Annotated in this window: 14 protein-coding genes; 4 read left to right on the top strand and 10 right to left on the bottom strand. The window is 70.2% G+C overall.

Annotation, left to right across the window (positions count from 1 at the left end; genetic code table 11):
• The gene (locus ACGFSB_RS05690; protein ID WP_393394557.1) at nt 1-1,113 is read left to right on the top strand and encodes a PQQ-dependent sugar dehydrogenase; all 1,113 of its coding nucleotides are present in this window, start codon (nt 1-3) and stop codon (nt 1,111-1,113) included.
• On the opposite strand, the gene ACGFSB_RS05685 is transcribed toward ACGFSB_RS05690, so the two are convergent.
• From ACGFSB_RS05685 to ACGFSB_RS05665, 5 genes are all read right to left on the bottom strand, one after another.
• The gene (locus ACGFSB_RS05685) at nt 1,110-1,901 is read right to left on the bottom strand and encodes an ABC transporter ATP-binding protein (protein WP_393394555.1); all 792 of its coding nucleotides are present in this window, start codon (nt 1,899-1,901) and stop codon (nt 1,110-1,112) included. The genes ACGFSB_RS05690 and ACGFSB_RS05685 overlap by 4 nt on opposite strands.
• Nucleotides 1,898-4,612: an ATP-binding cassette domain-containing protein gene (locus ACGFSB_RS05680; RefSeq protein ID WP_393394552.1), complete on the bottom strand. Its 2,715-nt coding sequence runs from the start codon at nt 4,610-4,612 to the stop codon at nt 1,898-1,900. Before ACGFSB_RS05680 ends, ACGFSB_RS05685 begins: the two co-directional genes overlap by 4 nt.
• Before the next feature lie 16 nt (nt 4,613-4,628).
• Nucleotides 4,629-5,891 carry an ABC transporter substrate-binding protein gene (locus tag ACGFSB_RS05675; protein ID WP_393394549.1) on the bottom strand — a complete coding sequence of 421 codons (1,263 nt, stop codon included), beginning with the start codon at nt 5,889-5,891 and terminating at the stop codon, nt 4,629-4,631.
• Nucleotides 5,892-6,059: 168 nt separating this feature from the next.
• Nucleotides 6,060-7,883 (bottom strand): AMP-dependent synthetase/ligase, encoded by a 1,824-nt coding sequence (locus ACGFSB_RS05670; RefSeq protein WP_393394546.1) that lies wholly within the window; start codon nt 7,881-7,883, stop codon nt 6,060-6,062.
• Nucleotides 7,884-8,097: 214 nt separating this feature from the next.
• On the bottom strand, nt 8,098-9,591 hold the full coding sequence (locus ACGFSB_RS05665; protein ID WP_393394544.1) for an MFS transporter: 1,494 nt from the start codon (nt 9,589-9,591) through the stop codon (nt 8,098-8,100).
• A 128-nt stretch (nt 9,592-9,719) separates the two neighbouring features.
• Between ACGFSB_RS05665 and ACGFSB_RS05660 the strand changes: the two genes are divergently transcribed.
• Nucleotides 9,720-10,715 (top strand): Lrp/AsnC family transcriptional regulator, encoded by a 996-nt coding sequence (locus tag ACGFSB_RS05660; protein ID WP_393394541.1) that lies wholly within the window; start codon nt 9,720-9,722, stop codon nt 10,713-10,715.
• Here ACGFSB_RS05660 and ACGFSB_RS05655 read toward each other — a convergent pair.
• Complete coding sequence (locus ACGFSB_RS05655; RefSeq protein ID WP_393394538.1) at nt 10,703-11,578, bottom strand: LysR substrate-binding domain-containing protein; 876 nt, start codon at nt 11,576-11,578, stop codon at nt 10,703-10,705. The genes ACGFSB_RS05660 and ACGFSB_RS05655 overlap by 13 nt on opposite strands.
• 143 nt (nt 11,579-11,721) lie before the next feature.
• Here ACGFSB_RS05655 and ACGFSB_RS05650 point away from each other — a divergent pair, with 143 nt between their 5' ends.
• Nucleotides 11,722-12,744 carry a bile acid:sodium symporter family protein gene (locus ACGFSB_RS05650; protein ID WP_393395764.1) on the top strand — a complete coding sequence of 341 codons (1,023 nt, stop codon included), beginning with the start codon at nt 11,722-11,724 and terminating at the stop codon, nt 12,742-12,744.
• On the opposite strand, the gene ACGFSB_RS05645 is transcribed toward ACGFSB_RS05650, so the two are convergent.
• From ACGFSB_RS05645 to ACGFSB_RS05635, 3 genes are all read right to left on the bottom strand, one after another.
• The gene (locus ACGFSB_RS05645; protein ID WP_393394536.1) at nt 12,680-13,936 is read right to left on the bottom strand and encodes a DUF4185 domain-containing protein; all 1,257 of its coding nucleotides are present in this window, start codon (nt 13,934-13,936) and stop codon (nt 12,680-12,682) included. The genes ACGFSB_RS05650 and ACGFSB_RS05645 overlap by 65 nt on opposite strands.
• Before the next feature lie 10 nt (nt 13,937-13,946).
• Nucleotides 13,947-15,884 carry an exo-alpha-sialidase gene (locus tag ACGFSB_RS05640; RefSeq protein ID WP_393394533.1) on the bottom strand — a complete coding sequence of 646 codons (1,938 nt, stop codon included), beginning with the start codon at nt 15,882-15,884 and terminating at the stop codon, nt 13,947-13,949.
• A gap of 172 nt (nt 15,885-16,056) precedes the next feature.
• Nucleotides 16,057-17,004, bottom strand: coding sequence for a zinc-binding alcohol dehydrogenase family protein (locus tag ACGFSB_RS05635; protein ID WP_393394530.1), 948 nt, complete (start codon nt 17,002-17,004; stop codon nt 16,057-16,059).
• Nucleotides 17,005-17,107: 103 nt separating this feature from the next.
• Between ACGFSB_RS05635 and ACGFSB_RS05630 the strand changes: the two genes are divergently transcribed.
• Nucleotides 17,108-17,551, top strand: coding sequence for a MarR family winged helix-turn-helix transcriptional regulator (locus tag ACGFSB_RS05630; protein WP_393394527.1), 444 nt, complete (start codon nt 17,108-17,110; stop codon nt 17,549-17,551).
• An 80-nt stretch (nt 17,552-17,631) separates the two neighbouring features.
• Here the strand turns inward: ACGFSB_RS05630 and fdhD are convergent, their stop codons facing one another.
• The gene (gene fdhD / locus ACGFSB_RS05625) at nt 17,632-18,495 is read right to left on the bottom strand and encodes a formate dehydrogenase accessory sulfurtransferase FdhD (RefSeq protein WP_393394524.1); all 864 of its coding nucleotides are present in this window, start codon (nt 18,493-18,495) and stop codon (nt 17,632-17,634) included.
• Nucleotide 18,496 lies beyond the last annotated feature (1 nt).

The following is an 18,496-nucleotide window of genomic DNA, read 5'->3' as shown; positions in this document are numbered from 1 at the left end:
ATGGACAGTGGAAAGAAGAGAGCGGCCGTACTCGCGGCCGCCGCCCTGGTGGTCGGCCTCACGCAGTACGTCACGTCGGCGTCGGCCGTCCCGGACAAGGCGGGGGCGGCAGCGGGCGAACCCAAGGACATCACGACGATATCCACCGGCTGGACGATCCCCTGGGGCACATCCTGGACGCCGGACGGCAAGTCCACCGTCGTCACCGAGCGCGATGACTTCCGCGTCTGGCTCGTCTCCGGGGACGGCAAGGACAAGACACAGATAGGGACGGTTCCGGAATCCCAGACGACCGGCGGCGAGGGCGGTCTGATGGGAGTGGCCGTCGACCCGGACTGGGCCACGAACCACCATGTGTACGTCATGCACACCTCGTCCGAGGGCAATCGCATCGCGCGCATGACGTACGACGGGACGAAGCTGACCGATTACAAGGCCCTGCTCAAGGGGATCAAGAAGAACAAATTCCACAACGGCGGCCGACTGGCCTTCGGTCCCGACGGCTACCTCTACGCCACCACGGGCGACTCCCAGGACGGCGCCCTCGCGCAGGACAAGAACTCCCTCAACGGCAAGATCCTGCGCCTGACCAAGGACGGCGAGGCCGCCCCCGGCAACCCCTTCGGCAACTACGCCTACAGCATGGGCCACCGCAACCCGCAAGGGATCGCCTTCGACCCCCAAGGGCGCCTGTGGGAGGCAGAGTTGGGCCAGAGCAAGAAGGACGAACTGAACCTCATCAAGCCCGGTAAGAACTACGGCTGGCCCACCTGCGAAGGCGACTGTGACGTCTCCGGCATGACCAACCCCAAGAAGACCTGGGGAGTCGCCGAGGCCTCACCGAGCGGCGTCGCCATCGTCGACGGCGCGGTCTACATGGCGGCGCTGAAGGGCGAGCGGCTCTGGCGCATACCGATCAACGCCGACAACGAAAACGTCGGGACGGCGAAGGCGTTCTACGTCGGTGAGTACGGGCGGCTGCGCGCGGTCACGGCGGTGCCGGGCGCGGGGGCGGCCGATGCCGATCAGCTCTGGCTCTCCACCACCAATGCCGACAACAACGGTGGAAAGCCCGACGGTTCGGACCAGATCTTCCGGGTGACCATCGGCTAGGCGGCGGTGGTCCCGAGGTACGCGTCCCGCACCTTCGGGTCGGCGCGTACCTCGGCCGCCGGGCCCTCGGCGAGTACGGTGCCGAGGTCGAGGACGACCACGCGGGCGCAGAGCCCCATCACGAAGGCGACGTTGTGCTCGACGAGCAGCACGGCGCAGCCCTCCTCGTCCGCGAGATGCCGGATGACGGCCGACAGCTGGCCTCGCTCGTCGGCCGTCATCCCGGAGGCGGGTTCGTCCAGGAGCAGCACCCTGGGCGGATCCGCCACCGCGCGCGCCAGCTCCACCATGCGGGCCTGACCGACGGGCAGGGCGCTCGCGTAGGCGTCGGTGAGGGCGTCGAGCCCGCATTCCCGCAGGATGGCCGAGGCGCGTAGGCGCCTCTCCTTCTCGCGCGTACGCCGAGTGGGCGCCGCCACCAGATCGGCGGCGAACCCGCCACCACCGCCCCGCCACTCCTGCGCGACGAGCAGATTGTCGGCCACGGTCAGCTGCCCGAAGAGCTGCTGGCGCTGGAAGGTGCGACGCATTCCGTGGCGGGCGCGCCAGACGGGGGAGCGGCGGGTGACGTCGACGCCGCCGAGCAGGACGCGTCCCTGGTCGGGGCGGCGGATGCCGGATACGACGTCGAACAGGGTGGTCTTTCCCGCCCCGTTGGGGCCGATGAGGCCGCAGACTTCCCCTTCCCGGAGGCTCAGGTCCACTTGGGTGAGGGCGTGTATGCCGCCGAACCGGACGCCGATTCCGGAGGCTTCGAGTATCGGGTCATCCATCCGGTCATCACTCATGGCTGCCCCACTCCTTCGGCGTGCCCCTGCGCGGCTATCCCGAGATAGGCCTCGGTCAGCTGGTCCGCCCGCACCTCGGAGCGAGGGCCGCACCAGGAGACGCGGCCCTGTGCGAGATAGGCGACGGTGTCGGCGATGCCGAGGATCTCGGCGGCCTTCTCCTCCACCAGGAGCAACCCCGTTCCCGCGTCGCGGAGTTCGGCGAGCAGCTGGAACACCTCGTCGACCACGCGGGGTGCGAGACCGAGGGACGGCTCGTCGGCGACCAGCACCTTCGGCGGGCGCTGGAGGAGGGGCGCGAGGGCGAGCAGCTGCTGCTCACCTCCGGAGAGGGACCCCGCGGTGACCTTTCGCCGGGCGGCGAGGCCGGGGAAGCGGCGGTAGACGGCGTCGCGGGCGGCCTCGTCGCGGAGGTGCAGGGCGAGGTTCTCCTCGATCGTGAGGGAGGGGAAGATGCCGCGGCCTTCGGGGGCGAGGAGGACTCCCGAGCGGGAGCGGTGGACGGGGCCGGTTCGCGTGGCGTCCTCCCCGGCGACGTAGATCTGCCCCTGGGCGGGGGCGATCAGCCCTGCCGCGGCTCGGCATGTCGTCGACTTGCCTGCCCCGTTGGGGCCGAGGAGGGCGACGATCTCACCGGGGTGAACGGTGAGGGTCACGCCGTGCAGGACGGGGGTTCCGTCGTATCCGGCGTGGAGGTTGTGCAGGGCGAGGGCCTGAGGGGCTGAGGAACCTGGCCTGTCCGGCGTTCGAGGACGAACTCGGCGGAGCCGGTGATCTCCGGTGCGCACCGGAGGCGGAGCCGATCCCACCCGCCGCCGATGCAACCGCACCGAAACCGCCGCACAATACCCATCCGGATCATTGGCCAACGCCAACCCCGCCAACCCGAACAAAATCACCGGCAGCTGCACGGACTCCGTCACGTAGTCGGCCACGACATGCGGTACAACCGCGTACACAAGCCCCGCCACCACCGCGAACTGCGGCCTCCGCACCCCCGCGGCCACCACCACCGCCAGCCACACGAGGCCCGTCATCGCGGTGAAGTCCGTGGCCGTGATCCGCGTGTTGAACGACGCGTACATCACGCCCCCGAACCCCGCGAGCCCCGCCGACAACGTGAACACGAGCAGCTTCGTCCGCACCACCGAGACACCGGAAGCCATCGCCGCCGCCGGCGCGGACCGCACGGCCAGCATCGCCCGCCCCGTCGCCGAACCCCGCAGCGCGCTCAACGCGGCCACGGTCACCGCCACAAGGACGACCATCGCCACGCCCATCGCCCGGTCGTCGCTCAGATCGACAGGGCCGAAGACGGCGCGCGGAATCTCCCAGCCCGTGTCGCCGTTCCTCAACCACCCCATCTGGAAGAGGACTTGATCGGCCAGGAAGGCCAGAGCGAGCGTGGCGAGGGCCAGCGACCTGCCGCCGAGACGCAGCGCGGGCAGCGCGACCAACGCGCCGAGCAGCGCCGCCCCGCACGTCCCCACAAGCGCCGCCGCGATGAAAGGCCACCCATGGCTCATCAGGAGCCCCGCCACAAGCGCCGCGCCCGTCACGAACGTCGCCTGCGCGAGGGACACCATCGCACCGAGCCCCGTCACCACGGTGAACGAGATGAAGACCAGCGAGATGGCGAGCCCCTGCGCCAGGATGCCGCTCCAGAACGGCGAGGTGACCGTGTAGAAGGACAACGCGAGCAGCACGCCTCCCATTGCCCAGGGCCCCCACCTGCGCCCCCATGACCGCCCCGCCAGATAGTCGATCGGCGGCGCGTCCACCGCCGCCGTGCCTGCCGTCCGCTGCCGCCGGGTAAGGAGGAGCAGCCCGGCGAAGAGGATCAGGAACGGGACCGCCGTACGGAACCCGGTGATCCTTTCCGCGAAATCCGCGTACCCGGCGACCAGGTTCTGGAGCACCCCAAGCCCGAGCCCGCCCGCGAAGGCCAGCGGGATGGACATGAAGCGCCCGAGTACCGCCGCCGTGGCCGACACGAACAGGAAGAGCGTGAAGTCGTGAGATGAAAGGCCCAGCAAGGGAGTTGCGAGCACGCCTGCCAAGCCCGCGAGGCCCGACGACAGCATCCACGCCACCGACGACAGCCGGTCGGCGCTCATCCCGCGCAGCTCCACGAGCGAGCGGTTGTCCACCGCCGCCCGCAGCCGCAGTCCCAGCGGTGTGTGCCGCATCAGGACCCACAGGCCGATCGCGACGAGGGCCGTGGCGACCCAGGTGATCAGCTGGTCGGAGTCGATGCCGACGCCGTCCGTCAGCTGCCAGGACTTGGCGGGGCTCGGCCCGACGCCCGGCAGGCCGAACTGGTTCTCGGCCGGTTTGACGGAAGCCCCCGCGTCCTCCAGGAGCTCAACCACCCACAGACCGAGCGCGGGCAGCGCGACGAGCAGACCGATCGTCGCCACGATCTGCGCGGTCTCGCCCACCCGCGCCAGCTTGCGGAACATCAGCCGGTCCAGGCCCCAGCCGAGCGCGGGTGCCACCACACAGACAAGGAGGAGTGCCGTCGGGACGGCGGGCCAGCCGAAGCCGGAGTGGAGTTCGTAGAAGGTGAGCGCGCAGAGGTAGGCGGTCGCGCCGTGTGCGAAATTGAAGAGGCCGGAGGCGGAGTAGGACAGGACGAGGCCCGTCGCGAGCAGCGCGTACAGCGCGCCGGAGACGAGACCGCTCAGCACGAATCCCAGCAGGTCCGACATGGGTGGCGTGCCTCCCCTACTTGAAGGGGATGGGTTCGTAGCACTTGAAGGGCGACGACACCGCATACCTGCCGCCCTTGAGCTGGACGAGCGCGCCGCAGCCGAACGACTCCTTCTGCCCCTTGGGCAGGCTGCGATCGCCGACCATGGTGTCCGTGTCGGAGTAGCCGTTCGCCGCCTTCTGGAACGAGTCGACGTCAAGGTTCTTGCCCGCCTTCTCGGCGATGGCGAGGAAGAGGTCGGCCGACATATAGCCGGTCATCATGTGCATGTTGAGCGGGACGTCCTTGCCCGCCGTCTTCCTGATGTCCGCCTTGAACTGTTTCATCGCCGCGCTGTTCTGCTCGAACGGCTGGAAGGTCAGCAGGACGTGCACGCCGTCGAGTGCCTTCTTTGTCGCGCTCTTGGCGAGCAGACCGGGGTCGTAGTCCGTCGGGTCGGTGAGCACGCCCTTGAAGCCGGAGCGCTTGACGGCGGTGAACAGACCGATGTTGTACGGGGTCTGCATCACGGAGACGACCGCGTCGGGCGCCTTGCCGCCGTCCGAGCGCAGGATCTCCTTCGTGTACGCCGACCAGTCGCTCGGCACGGAGGTCGCGGGCACGGTCGACTTGGCGTACGTCACCTTGTAACCGGCGGCGGCGAAGCTCTGCTTGTAGGTGCGGATGGCGAAGGTGCCCGCGTCGTTGTCGTTGGCGAGGATCGCCACCGACTTGCCCTTCGAGCCTTCCGTCACCTTCTTCAGGCCCTCGGGCCAGCTCTGCGTGATGGTGCCGCCCGGCATCGGCACCATGCAGCCGCCGAAGCCGTACATATAACTCGGGCCGCAGAACGGCGGGATGGTGCCCCAGCCGAACGTCGGCACCTTCTGCTTCTGGAGGAAGTCGGCGCCGGAGAAGGTCACCGAGCTCATCGGGGCGATCGCGAACACCTTGTCCTGCTGGACGAGTTTGCGCGCCGCCGCGAGATTCTTGCCGGGGTCCTGCCCGTCGTCCTCCGCGCCCAGATAGTCGATCTTCCGTCCGTGTACGCCGCCTTCGGCGTTCGCGCGGTCGAAGCGGGCCTCGGCGCCGAGGTCGGTGTCCTTCTTGCTGTAGCCGCTCGCGGTCGTCATGGAGACGATGCCGCCGACCTTGACGGCGTCGGCGCTCACTCCGCGTACGGAGCCACCGCCCTGGTCGCTACCGCCCGAACCACTGCTGTTGGAAGCCGAGTTGCAGGCTGTGGCGAGCAGCAGTGCGGCCACGGTGGCGGTGATGGTGCGGACAGATCGCGACACGGGCGAGCCCCCTCCGACGAAGTGGGCCTGATTCTGTGCGCGACCTGATGAACCGTCAATAACCGAAGCACCACGAATTGACGAACCATCAGATGGGGCATCGATGCGGGGTAATGAGTGGGTGGGCGGGAGAGATCGCCGCGAAGCGGCGTCTTGACGGCCCCCGGTTCAAGCCCGGTAAAGAGCCTCGACCTCAGCCGAGTAAACGGTCTCAATAGCCTTGCGCTTGAGCTTCAGCGAGGGCGTGAGCAACCCATGCTCCTCCGAGAACTGATGAGCCAGTATCCGGAACGTACGGATCGACTCGGCCTGCGAGACAAGAGTGTTGGCGGCCACCACGGCCCGCCGCACCTCCGTCTCCAGATCCGGATCGCGCACCAGGTCCGTCGGAGACATCGGCGGCTTGCGGCGCATGTTCAGCCAGTGCTCGACGGCCTCGCCGTCCAGCGTGACGAGCGCGGCGATGTAGGGCCTGTCGTTGCCCACGACGATGCACTGGGCGACCAGCGGGTGATCGCGCACCCGCTCCTCCAGCTGACCCGGCGAGACGCTCTTGCCGCCGGAGGTCACTATGATCTCCTTCTTGCGCCCGGTGATCGTGAGGTAGCCGTCCTCGTCGAGCGCGCCCAGGTCACCGGTGGCGAGCCAGCCTTCGTGCAGGGTCGCGTCGGTGGCCTTGGGGTCGTTGAGGTAACCCTGGAAGACGTTCTGGCCGTGCAGCCAGATCTCGCCGTCGTCCGCGATGTGCACGGTGGTGCCGGGGATGGGCTGGCCGACCGTGCCGAAGCGGGTGCGCTCGGGCGGGTTGGCGGTCGCGGCGGCCGTCGACTCCGTCAGGCCGTAGCCCTCGTAGATCTCGACGCCCGCGCCCGCGAAGAACAGACCGAGCCGCCGGTCCATCCCGGAACCGCCGGACATCGCGTGCCGGACCCGGCCGCCCATGGCGTCGCGCACCTTGGCGTACACGAGCTTCTCGAAGAGCGAGTGCTGCATACGCAGGCCCGCCGAGGGGCCGGGACCCGTGCCGAAGGCCTTGGCCTCCATCGCGTCCGCGTACCGCACGGCGCACTCCACGGCCTTTTCGAACGGACCCGTCTTGCCGTCCTTCTCGGCCTTGCGCCGTGCCGCGTTGAAGACCTTCTCGAAGATGTACGGAACGGCCAGGATGAAGGAGGGGCGGAAGGCGGCCAGGTCCGGGATGAGCGCCGCCGCGTTCAGACTCGGCTGGTGCCCCAGCTTGACCCGGCCACGGACCGCGGCGACCTGGACCATCCGCCCGAAGACATGGGCGAGCGGCAGGAAGAGCAGCGTCGTCGCCTCGTCACCGCGCCGGGAGTGGAAGACCGGCTCCCAGCGCTTGATGACCGTGTCGGCCTCGTACATGAAGTTCGCGTGGGAGATCAGACAGCCCTTGGGGCGCCCTGTGGTGCCCGAGGTGTAGATGATCGTGGCGATCGAGTCGGGGGTGACCGCGCGGCGGTGACGGTTGACCACCTCGTCGTCGATGTCCAGGCCCGAACGGTTCAGCTCGCTCAGGGCATCGGCGTCCAGCTGCCACAGCCTGCGCAGCTGCGGCAGCCGGTCGATCACCGAACCGATCGTCATCGCGTGGTCCTCGTGCTCGACCATGGCGGCCGACACCTGCGCGTCGTGCAGCATCCAGAAGACCTGCTCGGCCGACGAGGTGGGATAGACGGGCACCACCTGGGCGCCGACCGTCCAGAGCGCGTAGTCGAAGAGGGTCCACTCGTAGCGGGTGCGGCACATGATGGCGACGCGGTCGCCGAAGCGCACGCCCTGGGCGAGCAGCCCCTTGGCGAGCGTCATCACCTCGTCGCGGAACTCGGCCGATGTGACGTCGCACCACACGCCGTCGGTCTTGCGGCCGAGGGCGATATGGAGCGGATCCTCAAGGGCGTAGTCGAATACGACGTCGGCAAGGCCGCCCACCAGCGGCGCCGACGCCGTCGGAGGATTTGTGAACTCGCGCAATGATGCTCCTTGTGGCGCTCCGCACAGCGCCGGTGACGGTACCCCACCGCAGTGCGCTGTGGGAGAGGGGTGACTGCCCCCTCGGTACGTACCATCCACGCTGGTCAGCCGTTTAAATCCGGCCACAAGGGGAGAGGCGGGACAGATTACTTACGGTTGAGTAAGTTTCGGTGGCGTATTCGCCACCAATCTCCACCGAATCTGTACGCAGCGGTTACGGCTGTGACTGCCTTTCGGGGACACGTGGAGACACTGCCGGAATCATTGCTTCCGGCGCCTTGCGTGCGGGCCTGACCAGGGCGAGAACCGCCACTCCGGCCACCAGACCCAGCACGCCGGCGACGACCGCCGCCGCGTTCAGGCCGGAGGCGAACGCCGCCCGAACCGTGTGCTCGGAGAGCGTCCCACGCACCGCCGCCGCACCGCCGCCCGCGACCGTGTGAGCCGCGTCATGGCCGAGCGTGTCCTGCATACGTGAGGTCAGCACCGTGCCGAAGACGGCGACCCCGAGCGCGTATCCGAGCTGACGGAACGTATTGACCGCGCCGCCCGCCATCCCCGCGTTCGCCGGCGGCACCGCGGCGAGCGCCGCGCCCGCCAGGCCCGGCGACACCAGACCCGTGCCGATGCCCGCGAGGCTGAGCCCGAAGACCAGCGAGCCCCAGGACGACCCGGCGTCGAGCACCGCGAGCGCCACTCCGCCGGCGCCGATCAGGAGCAGACCCACACCGATCGTCAGGCGAGCGGGCACCCCGTGCAGCAGCCGACCGCCCACCGCGGCCACGATGAACGACGTCGCGGCAAGCGGCAGCATCACGAGGCTGCCGTGCACCGGGCTCATGCCGAGCAGGGTCTGCAGCCAGATCGAGAGGTAGGGCATCAGGCCGAAGGCGGCGGCATTGAAGCCGATCGCGCCGAGCAGTACGCCCGTGAAGGCGGGCATACGCAGGAGCTTGAGGTCGAGCAGCGGCTGGGCGACACGGCGTTCGACGGCCACGAAGCCGACGAGCGCGAGCACCGCCACCGCGAACGTCACCGTGCTGGCCGCCGATGCCCAGCCCTCCGCACCGGCCCGCACCACCCCGTATGTCAGCGCGCCAGCGAACAGGGCGAACGTCGCCGTGCCCGCCCAGTCGATCCGCCGCCCGCTCTGCCCCTTCGACTCGGGCACCATGCGCAGGGTCAGCCATATCGACGCCATGCTCACCGGAAGGTTCACGAAGAAGATCCACCGCCAGCCGGGCCCCTCGGTGAGCAGCCCGCCGACGATCGGCCCGAGCGCCGCCGCGGCCCCGCTGACCGCACCCCAGATGCCGAGCGCGGCCGACCGGTCCCGCCCCTGGTAGGCGGCGCCGAGCAGCGGCAGCGTCGTCGCGAACATGGCGGCGGCGCCGAGACCTTGCAGGGCGCGGGCCGCCACCAGGACCTCCGCGTTCGAAGCGAGCCCGCAGCCGAGCGACGCGAGCGCGAAGAGCCCGGTGCCCAGCACATTGAGCCGCCGCCGTCCGAGCACGTCCGCCGCGGCCCCGACTCCGAGCAGCAGCGCGGCGAGCGCCAGCGCGTAGCCGTCGATCACCCATTGCAGATCGCTCAGCGAGGCGTTCAGCGCCCGCGCCATGTCGGGCAGCGCCACGATCACGATCGTCACGTCCAGCAGCAGCATGAACGTCCCCAGGCATACCGCTGTGAGCGGCCCCCATGTACGCATCTTCAACTCTCTTCTCGTGCGACTTGTACGACACGTCTGTGTGCCTCGTACGATGGGTGGCGCCCGGACGATCCAGGTCACCAGTCACGTAAATTCGAAGGAATTCGACACCGATAGGCAGTGGAGCAATGGAATCCCCCACCTCGGCCGTGCAGGACCCGCTCGACGTCAAACTCCTCCAAGCCCTGGAGATCGACGGTCGCGCGCCCTTCAGCAAGATCGCGGCCGTCCTCGGCGTCTCCGACCAGACCGTCGCCCGCCGCTACCGCAAGCTGGTCTCCAGTGGCGGCCTGCGGGTCGTCGCCGTCCGGGACCACGAGCGGCTCGGCCAGGACCAGTGGATGCTGCGCCTTCGCTGCGCCCCCGACGGCGCCGAGGCGATCGCGGCCGCGCTGGCCCGCCGCACCGACACCTCATGGATCGCCCTCACGTCCGGCGGCACCGAAGTCATCTGCTGCACCCGGCCCCGCAACCGCACCGATCAGGACGAGTTGCTGCTCGGCAAGCTGCCGCGCACCCCGCACATCGTCGACATCCGCGCACAGCAGTTGCTGCACCGCTTCTTCGGCGGTCCGGACGGCTGGCTGATCAAACACGGGCCGCTCAGTGAGGAGCAGATCGCCGAGCTGCGCCCCGCGCCGCCCGCGCCCACCGTCCGCGCCGGGGGGCCTGTGCGGATCGAGCCGGAGGACGAAGCGCTCGTCGCCGTACTCGAACGCGACGGCCGCGCGACCTACCCGGAGCTCCAACAGGCCACCGGGCGCTCGGAGTCCGCCGTCAAGCGCCGGCTCGCCGGGCTGTTCGCCTCCGGCGTGATCTACATCGACATCGAGTACGCCGACACCCTCATCGGCGGCCATGTGGGGGCGATGCTGTGGATCACCACTGCTCCCTGGGCCCTGGAGGCGGTGGGCACGGCCCTCGCGTCCCACGTGGAGATCGCCCACGCAACGGCGGTGGCAGGCCCCTCCAACATCATGGCGACCGCCGTGGCCCGCGACATCCCCGCGCTCTACACCTACCTGAGCGGGAAGCTCGGCCGTCTGGACGGTGTCCAGCACGTCGAGACGGCGCCCTACATGCGCCGCGTCAAACAGCTCACGTACCGGCCCTATCCGCGCTGACGCGGCCGGTGCAGCCGGTCGCCGCCCGCCAGCACCGCCGCCGCGAGCGCGTCCGCCGCCCCCTGCGCGGACGCCCGCCGCTCCCCGTGCAGGAGTACGAAGTCGACCGCGCCCAGCTCGGGGAGCCCCGCCCGCTCCGGGACGCGTACGAGACCCGGCGGGATCAGGCCGTCCGAGTGCGCCATCACGCCGAGCCCCGCGCGGGCGGCGGCGACCAGGCCGTTCAGGCTGCCGCTCGTGCAGGCGATCCGCCAGGCGCGGCCCCGCCGTTCCAGGGCCTCCAGGGCGAGGGCGCGGGAGATTCCGGGCGGCGGGAAGACGATGAGCGGCACCGGACGCTCCGGGTCGAGCCGCAGTCGCTCGGCGCCGATCCAGACGAGCTTGTCGTGCCAGACCAGCTCGCCGCGCGGGTCCTCAGGGCGCCGCTTGGCCAGGACCAGATCGAGCTTGCCCGCGTCCAACCGCTCGTGCAGTGTGCCGGACAGCTCGACCGTCAGCTCCAGATCGACATCCGGGTGGTCGTGCCGGAACGACTCCAGGATGTCGGTGAGCCGGGTCAGGACGAAGTCCTCCGACGCCCCGAACCGCAGCCGCCCGCCAAGACGCGTCCCGGTGAAGAACGCCGACGCCTGCTCGTGCACCTCCAGGATCCGCCGCGCGAAGCCGAGCATCGCCTCGCCGTCCTCGGTCAGCTCCACGGAGTGCGTGTCGCGCGCGAAGAGCAGGCGCCCGGTGGCGTCCTCCAGGCGGCGCACGTGCTGGCTCACCGTGGACTGGCGCAGACCCAGGCGGCGGGCGGCCTGCGTGAAGCTCAAGGTCTGAGCCACGGCGAGGAACGTACGGAGCTGCGCGGGGTCGTACATGGTCACGAGCTTATCGCGTAACGTGATGACAGTCAGAGCGGTATGCGGGATTCCCGATCGCGGTGATCAGGAGGATCATCAAGAGGGCACGATATGAACCAAACCGATGGAGCGAAGTGAAACGCCCGAGCTGGCCCACCTGGATGCCGATCGACCCCTACATCCTGGCGTTGCTCGGGACGGTAGGGATCGCCGCGCTCCTTCCCGCGCGCGGCACCGGCGCCGACATCGCGGGCGGGGCATCCACCGCGGCCGTATCGCTGCTCTTCTTCCTCTACGGAGCGCGGCTCTCCACCCGCGAGGCCCTTGACGGGCTCAAGCACTGGCGGCTCCACGTCACCGTCCTCGCCTGTACGTTCATCGCCTTCCCACTGCTCGGGCTCGCGGCCAAGGGGCTCGTTCCGTACGTCCTGACGCCCGCCCTCTTCAGCGGGTTCCTCTTCCTGACGCTCGTGCCGTCCACGATCCAGTCGTCGATCGCGTTCACCTCCATGGCGCGCGGCAACGTACCCGCGGCGATCTGCGCGGGCTCCTTCTCCTCGCTCGCCGGCATCGTCATCACCCCGCTGCTCGCGGCGGCGCTGCTCGGCAACAGCGGGGGCGGGTTCTCCGCCGACTCGGTGATGAAGATCGTGCTGCAACTCCTTGTGCCGTTCCTGGCCGGGCAGTTCCTGCGCAAGTGGGTCGGCGGCTTCATCGCACGGAACAAGAAGGTCCTCGGCTTCGTCGACCGCGGCTCGATCCTGCTCGTCGTCTACACCGCGTTCAGCGAGGGCATGGTGCAGGGCATCTGGCACCAGGTGACGCCGCTGCGGCTCCTCGCGCTGCTCGGCGTCGAGGCGGTGCTCCTCGCGGCGATGCTCTCCCTCAGCTGGTACGGGTCCAAGCGGCTCGGCTTCGCGCGCGGTGACCGGATCGCCATCCAGTTCGCCGGGTCGAAGAAGTCCCTCGCGGCCGGACTGCCCATGGCGAGCGTCCTGTTCGGCGCTCAGGCCTCGCTCGCCGTGCTTCCCCTGATGCTCTTCCACCAGATGCAGCTGATGGTCTGCGCGGTGATCGCCAAGCGGCGCTCGCGGGACATCGAGGACGCTGAGGATTTCGTCACTGAGCCGTCGCGAGCCGAAGAGACACGAACCGTGGCCGGTACAGCGACACGTTCCGGCTGACGTTCGCCTGTGCGCTCGCGGGCGCGGCGTCCAGCCAGTTGACGTCGTAACTGAGCAGGATCCGCCCGTTCCTGCTGAGCGCCGGGTGGGCCTGCGGGTTGTACGCGGCGGTGTCCTGCCGGGCCGCCGCATCCTTCGGGAGTGGCGGCGCGAAGGACTTCGCAGGGCCGTGCCAGGGGCCGGTGGGCGAGCACGCCCAGTACGAGGTCACGTCGGTCAGGCCCTCGGTGCCCGCCGCCATCGTGAACAGGACGTACGTCCCCTTCACGCGCACCACCGTGAACGCGCTGCCCACGCCCTTGCGTTCACCGTCGCCGAGGACGGACCGCGGCTTCCCGGACGCCGTCCAGTCCCCGCCGTCCCAGTACCGCCACGCACCGGGCTCGGCAAGCCTGCCCTTCGGGACGCGCGCGACATAGGCGTGTGATGCGGGGCGCGCCGCCGCCTTGCCGTCGTTGCCGCCGAAGACGTACGTCCAGTCGCCGTCGTCGACCGCCGTCGTGCCGTAGAGGACGCGCTTGTCCGGGTCCCGCACCGCCTGCTGGTCGGAGACCTTGGCGATGCCCTCGACACGCAGATCGGGGAGCGAGAGCGTGGCGACCTCGGTGGCTGTCGGCACGCCGTAGATCCACGGGCCCGTACCGGTGGCGCGGGTCCACAGCAGGACGCGTACGACGTCGTCGGACGAGCCGGGGGAGCGCGGCTCCACCTTCGCGGCGACCGGCCAGCGCCACTGCTGCGGCGCCGGGTCGGGGAAGAGCGGGGCGGGCAGGGTGCGCTCCAGGGTGCCCGAACGCGACATCACCACACCGGAGTTGCGGACCATGGGCGCGGTCGTGTCGCGCCAGGGGTGCGGCTGGCCCGCCGGGTTGGGCGGCGCGTGCACCTGGCCGAGGAAGGTGTCGGAGAACAGCCAGAGCAGCCGCCCGTCAGGAAGCCGCACCGAATGCGTGCCGTCCCCGCCGGTCCAGTCGTCCGCCCGCGCCGTGTCGTCGCCGTAGCGGGCGAAAGCCGCGGTGACCTTGTCGTCGGCGGCCCAGGACGAGACGGTGCGCGCCTCGCATGAGTCACCGCCCTCCCGGTCGTCCGGGAGGGCGATGAGCAGTACGGCCGCGCAGGCCAGGGCGAGCAGCAGGACGAGCCAGGTCCTGCGCGCGCCCCGGCCTCCGGGTTGACCTTGGTCTGCGGGCACGTGCGGGACGTTAGTTGCTCGCGCGGATGTGGTCCATGGGGAGCCATGCGACGGTGTCCCGCGTCACAGGGGCCTTGGAGCCGCCGTCCTGTCCGAGCTCGGTGAGCTCGGCATCGCTCAACGCCCGGTCATAGACCCGCACTTCATCGATTGCTCCGGTGAAGTGGGCGCGGCTGTCGACCCGTTGGCCTACGTGGAAGCCGTAGCCCGAGTTGCGCGTGACCGAGCCCGGTACATCGGCGGTACTGATCCGCGTACCGTCGATGGCCAGCGTCAGCTGCCCTCCCCCAAGCTCTCGGCTGCGCTCGAGCGGGGAGGTGCCCCCTTCCCGACGCAGCGCGATGTGATGCCACTGGCCGTCGTTGTAGGCGCCCGTGGTGCGCAGGGACGCGGACTTCGGGGGAGTGGCGCCGTCACGCGTGGTGATCAGGCCGGTGATCCGGTTGCTCGCGGGCTCTCCGCGCAGCCACACCTGCGGCTGGTTGGTGCCGATGCCGCCCATCCAGAGCAGGGGCTGTTCACCACTGGTCGCGGAGTAGCGAAACCATAGCGAGGCAGTGAAGTCCTTTGCTCCAAGCGGGAGTTGACTGCGAAAGGGCAGGCGCACGGCGTCGTTCGAGCCGTCGAAGGAGAGCGCGTTGCCGAACCGGCCATCGGTGGTGGACGCCCCGCCGAGCACGGCCGCCGCCCTGGCGTTCGGCGCACGGTCGGCGGTCGTCGGGTCCGGGCCGCGGCGCGGCTGGAGCCAGTCCTCGGTGAAGCGCGCGAAGCGGATCTCGTCGCGCGCGTCGACCGCACCGCCCTCGTACATCAGGCCCACGTGCTCGCCGTCGGCCCGCACCATGTCCGAGTAGCCGGACCAGTCCGTGGTCACCGTCGTGCCGCGGTCCACGCTGTCCCAGGTGCGGCCCCCGTCGTACGAGGAGCGGATCTGCATCGTGCGGCGCCGGTCGGGGTCTCCGGGGCAGGCGAGCAGTATGCGCTTGCCGAACTGGAGCGTAGAGCCCTGTACTTGGGGCGTATAAAGATCAGGGATGGCCTTGAACGGCGCGACGAAGCTGTCGCCCCCGTCACGGCTGACCGTGTGGGTGCGATGCCCGAGATCGGTGCCGTCCTGCTCGCGCCCGCTGACGTAGAGGGCCCCGTCCGGGCGCTCCGTGATGGTCATCTCCGACGGCTTCTGCCGGAAGGTGCCGTTGTCCGCTATCGGATACGAGTCCGTGGCGCCGATCTTCCAGTGGTCGCCGCCGTCGTCACTGACGATCAGTGCGGCGTGGTTCGCGGTGACCCGACTGCCGTTCCACGTCTCGGTGTTGGCCGTGAAGACGAGTCGTCCGGCGTGCCGTCCCCGGGTCAGCTGGAGGCCGTGCACGGGCCCGGTCGCGTACCAGGAGTTCCAGTCCGCGGGCAGGATCTGGTCGCTCAGGTCGCGCGGCGCGGACCAGCTGCGGCCGTCGTCGTCGCTGTACTGGAGGTGCGGGGTGCGGTCGCAGGGGACGGCGCAGTTCCCGCCGTCCGTGCGGCCCGTGTTGTACGTCTCCGCGAGGAGGATGCGGCCGGTCCTGCGGTCCACGACCGGGGCGGGGTTGCCGTGGGTGTCACCCGCGCCCTCGTTGACGACCTGGAGCGGACTCCAGGTGCGGCCTCCGTCCTGTGACCGTTTGACGACGATGTCTATGTCGCCCGCGTCGCTGCAGTCGTTGACCCGTCCCTCGGCGAAAGCGAGGAGCGTGCCCTTCGCCGTCTTCACCACGGCGGGGATGCGATAGCAGGCGTAACCGGGATCTTGTGAGGCCTTGAAGATGACCTGCTGCTCGAACCCCGCCGCGCGGGCGTCGGGCGCCGCCTGTGCCGAGGGCCCGGGGAGCAGCGCCCCGAAGGCGACGACGGTCAGCGCGGCAGCGGCGGTGCGGAGGGATCTGAGGCGTACACGCAGAGCTGATGGCATGGTGCGATCCACCCTTCACGGTGACTGGACATCCTGACATCCCACGTCCAACGTTCGCGCCACAGACGCTACTTGGGGCGCTCGGCACCCCACAAGGAGCGTGCGTGGGACGAATCGGCGCTGCCTGGTCAGGGAGCCGGATGCGCGGTGGCACGGGGCCTGGGGGCAGACGTCAGGGGACCAGGACGACCTTCCCGAGGTTGCTCCGCGCCTCTATCGCCTCATGCGCCTTCGCCGCGTCCTCGAGCGCGAACTCCGCGTGCACGGCGGGCCGCAGGGCGCCCTCCGCGAAGAGCCGCCACAGCTCGCGCCGCCACGCCTCGTACACCTCGGGCTTCCCGCGTGCGATGAGCGCCATCTGGAAGCCGATGACCGATTTGGCGCCCACGAGCAGGTCGTACGCCTCGACGGTGCCGCCGCCCGAGCTGTACGCGACGAGCCGCCCGTGCGGCGCGAGCGCCCGCACCGCGGGCGTGAGGAGCTCGCCGCCGACCGCGTCGAGGACGTAGTCGACGGGTTCGCCCCACTTCTCTTCGTCGTACGTGATGACTTCGTCGGCGCCGAGCGAGCGTACGAAGTCGGCCTTGCCGGAACGGGCCCCGCCGGCGCCACCGCCTGCCGAGACAGCTCCCACGACCCGCGACGCTCCTCTCAGCTTGGCCAGCTGCACGGCGAGCTGGCCGACCCCGCTGGCCGCCGCCGTGACCAGGGCGGTTTCGCCCGCCTCGGGACGCGCGGCGTCGAGCGCTCCGTACGCGACGAGCCCGCTGCGGACGAGGGCGACCGCGTCGACGGCACTGGCCGCGTCGGGGACGGGCGAGGCCATCGCGGTGTGCAGTAGCGCGAAGTCGGCGTAACCGTGCCCGAAGCAGAGGCCCGTGACGCGGTCGCCCGTCGCGTAACCGCTCACGCCGTCGCCGGTGGAGACCACCTCTCCGGCGATCTCGCCGCCGAGCGGGATCGGTTCGCGGGGCTCGCGGACCTTGCGCACGACGGGGAGCGTGACACCGGCCGCGGCGACACGGACGAGGAGCTCGCCGGGTCCTGGCGCGGGAACGGCCACGTCCTCGGTGAAGAGGACCTCGGGGCCGCCACTGTGTGCGTACCGAACGCGGCGCATGGGCATCTCCAGACAGAGTGGATCACTGGGGGGATCGTTGGGACTCCCAACGTTACTCACACTTTCATTGGGATGTCCAACGATTCTTCGGTAGGCTCGCCCCATGCCTACGACCCCGCCCGCACCCAGTGGCATCCGCACTCTCCCCAGCTGGCTCCTCGGCCGCGCGGCGGCCCGCGGCCGTGGCCTCGTCGCCGAAGCCCTCGCGGGCGAGGACATGAAGATGTGGCACCACGTGGTGCTGTCCGCCGTGGCGGATCAGGGGCCCGTCGCGCAGGCCACGCTCGGGCGGAGCGTCTCGCTCGACCCCAAGGACATGGTCGGCATCATCAACGACCTCCAGGACGCGGGGCTCGTCATCCGTGCGCCTGACCCCGGTGACCGCCGCAAGAACGCGATCACGATCACGGAGGACGGCGAGCGCACCCTCGACCGCTGCGCCGAGGTGGCATGGCGGGCCAACAACGAACTCCTCGAGCCTCTTTCGGCCGCCGAGCGCAAGCAGTTCCTGACACTGCTCACCCGGATATCGGGCACCGCGCCCTAGGGTGCGGCAGGGACCCCGCCGGCGCAGGGGGCGCTCCCCGCCGGTCGGGGTCCCGCCGCCGTGCAGCGGGGGGACCCCGGTCAGCCCTGGGAGGCCGCGGCCCGCACGGCGATCCGGTGCTCGCCCGCGTACACGTTCATGGAGGCGCCGCGCAGGAAGCCGACCAGGGTCAGGCCGGTCTCGGCGGCGAGATCGACGGCGAGCGACGACGGCGCGGAGACGGCGGCGAGCACCGGAATGCCCGCCATCACCGCCTTCTGCGCCAGCTCGAAGGAGGCCCGCCCCGACACGAGAAGCACGGCGCGCGACAGCGGCAGGCGGCTGTCCTGGAGGGCACGCCCGACGAGCTTGTCGACCGCGTTGTGCCGGCCCACGTCCTCCCGTACGTCGAGGAGCTCGCCGTCCTCGGAGAACAGTGCGGCCGCGTGCAGGCCCCCGGTCCGGTCGAAGACCCGCTGCGCCGCGCGCAGCCGGTCGGGGAGGCCCGCGAGCAGCTCGGTCCCGAGCCGGACCGGGGGAGCGTCGCCGCCGTCCGTGTCGTCGATCGCCCAGCGGGCCGTCGTACGGACAGCGTCCAGGCTCGCCTTGCCGCACAGGCCGCAGGACGAGGTGGTGTAGACGTTGCGCTCGAGGGTGATGTCGGGCAGGACGAGCCCCGGAGCGGTCTTCACGTCGACCACGTTGTACGTGTTCACGCCGTCCGCCGTAGCCCCGGCGCAGTAGACGATGGACTGGAGCTCGTCCGCCGAACCGAGCACCCCCTCGCTCACCAGGAAGCCCGCGGCGAGCGCGAAGTCGTCACCCGGCGTGCGCATGGTGATGGCCAGGGGTTTCCCGTTGAGCCGGATCTCCAGCGGCTCCTCCGCGACCAGGGTGTCGGGCCGCTCGGTGACGGCTCCGTCCCTGATGCGGATGACGCGGCGGCGCTCCGTGACTCGTCCCATG

The organism is Streptomyces sp. NPDC048441 (genome assembly GCF_043200235.1).
GTDB lineage: Bacteria > Actinomycetota > Actinomycetes > Streptomycetales > Streptomycetaceae > Streptomyces.
The sequence above is the reverse complement of the archived record's forward strand: the minus strand, read 5'-3'. Positions and strand labels throughout refer to the sequence as shown.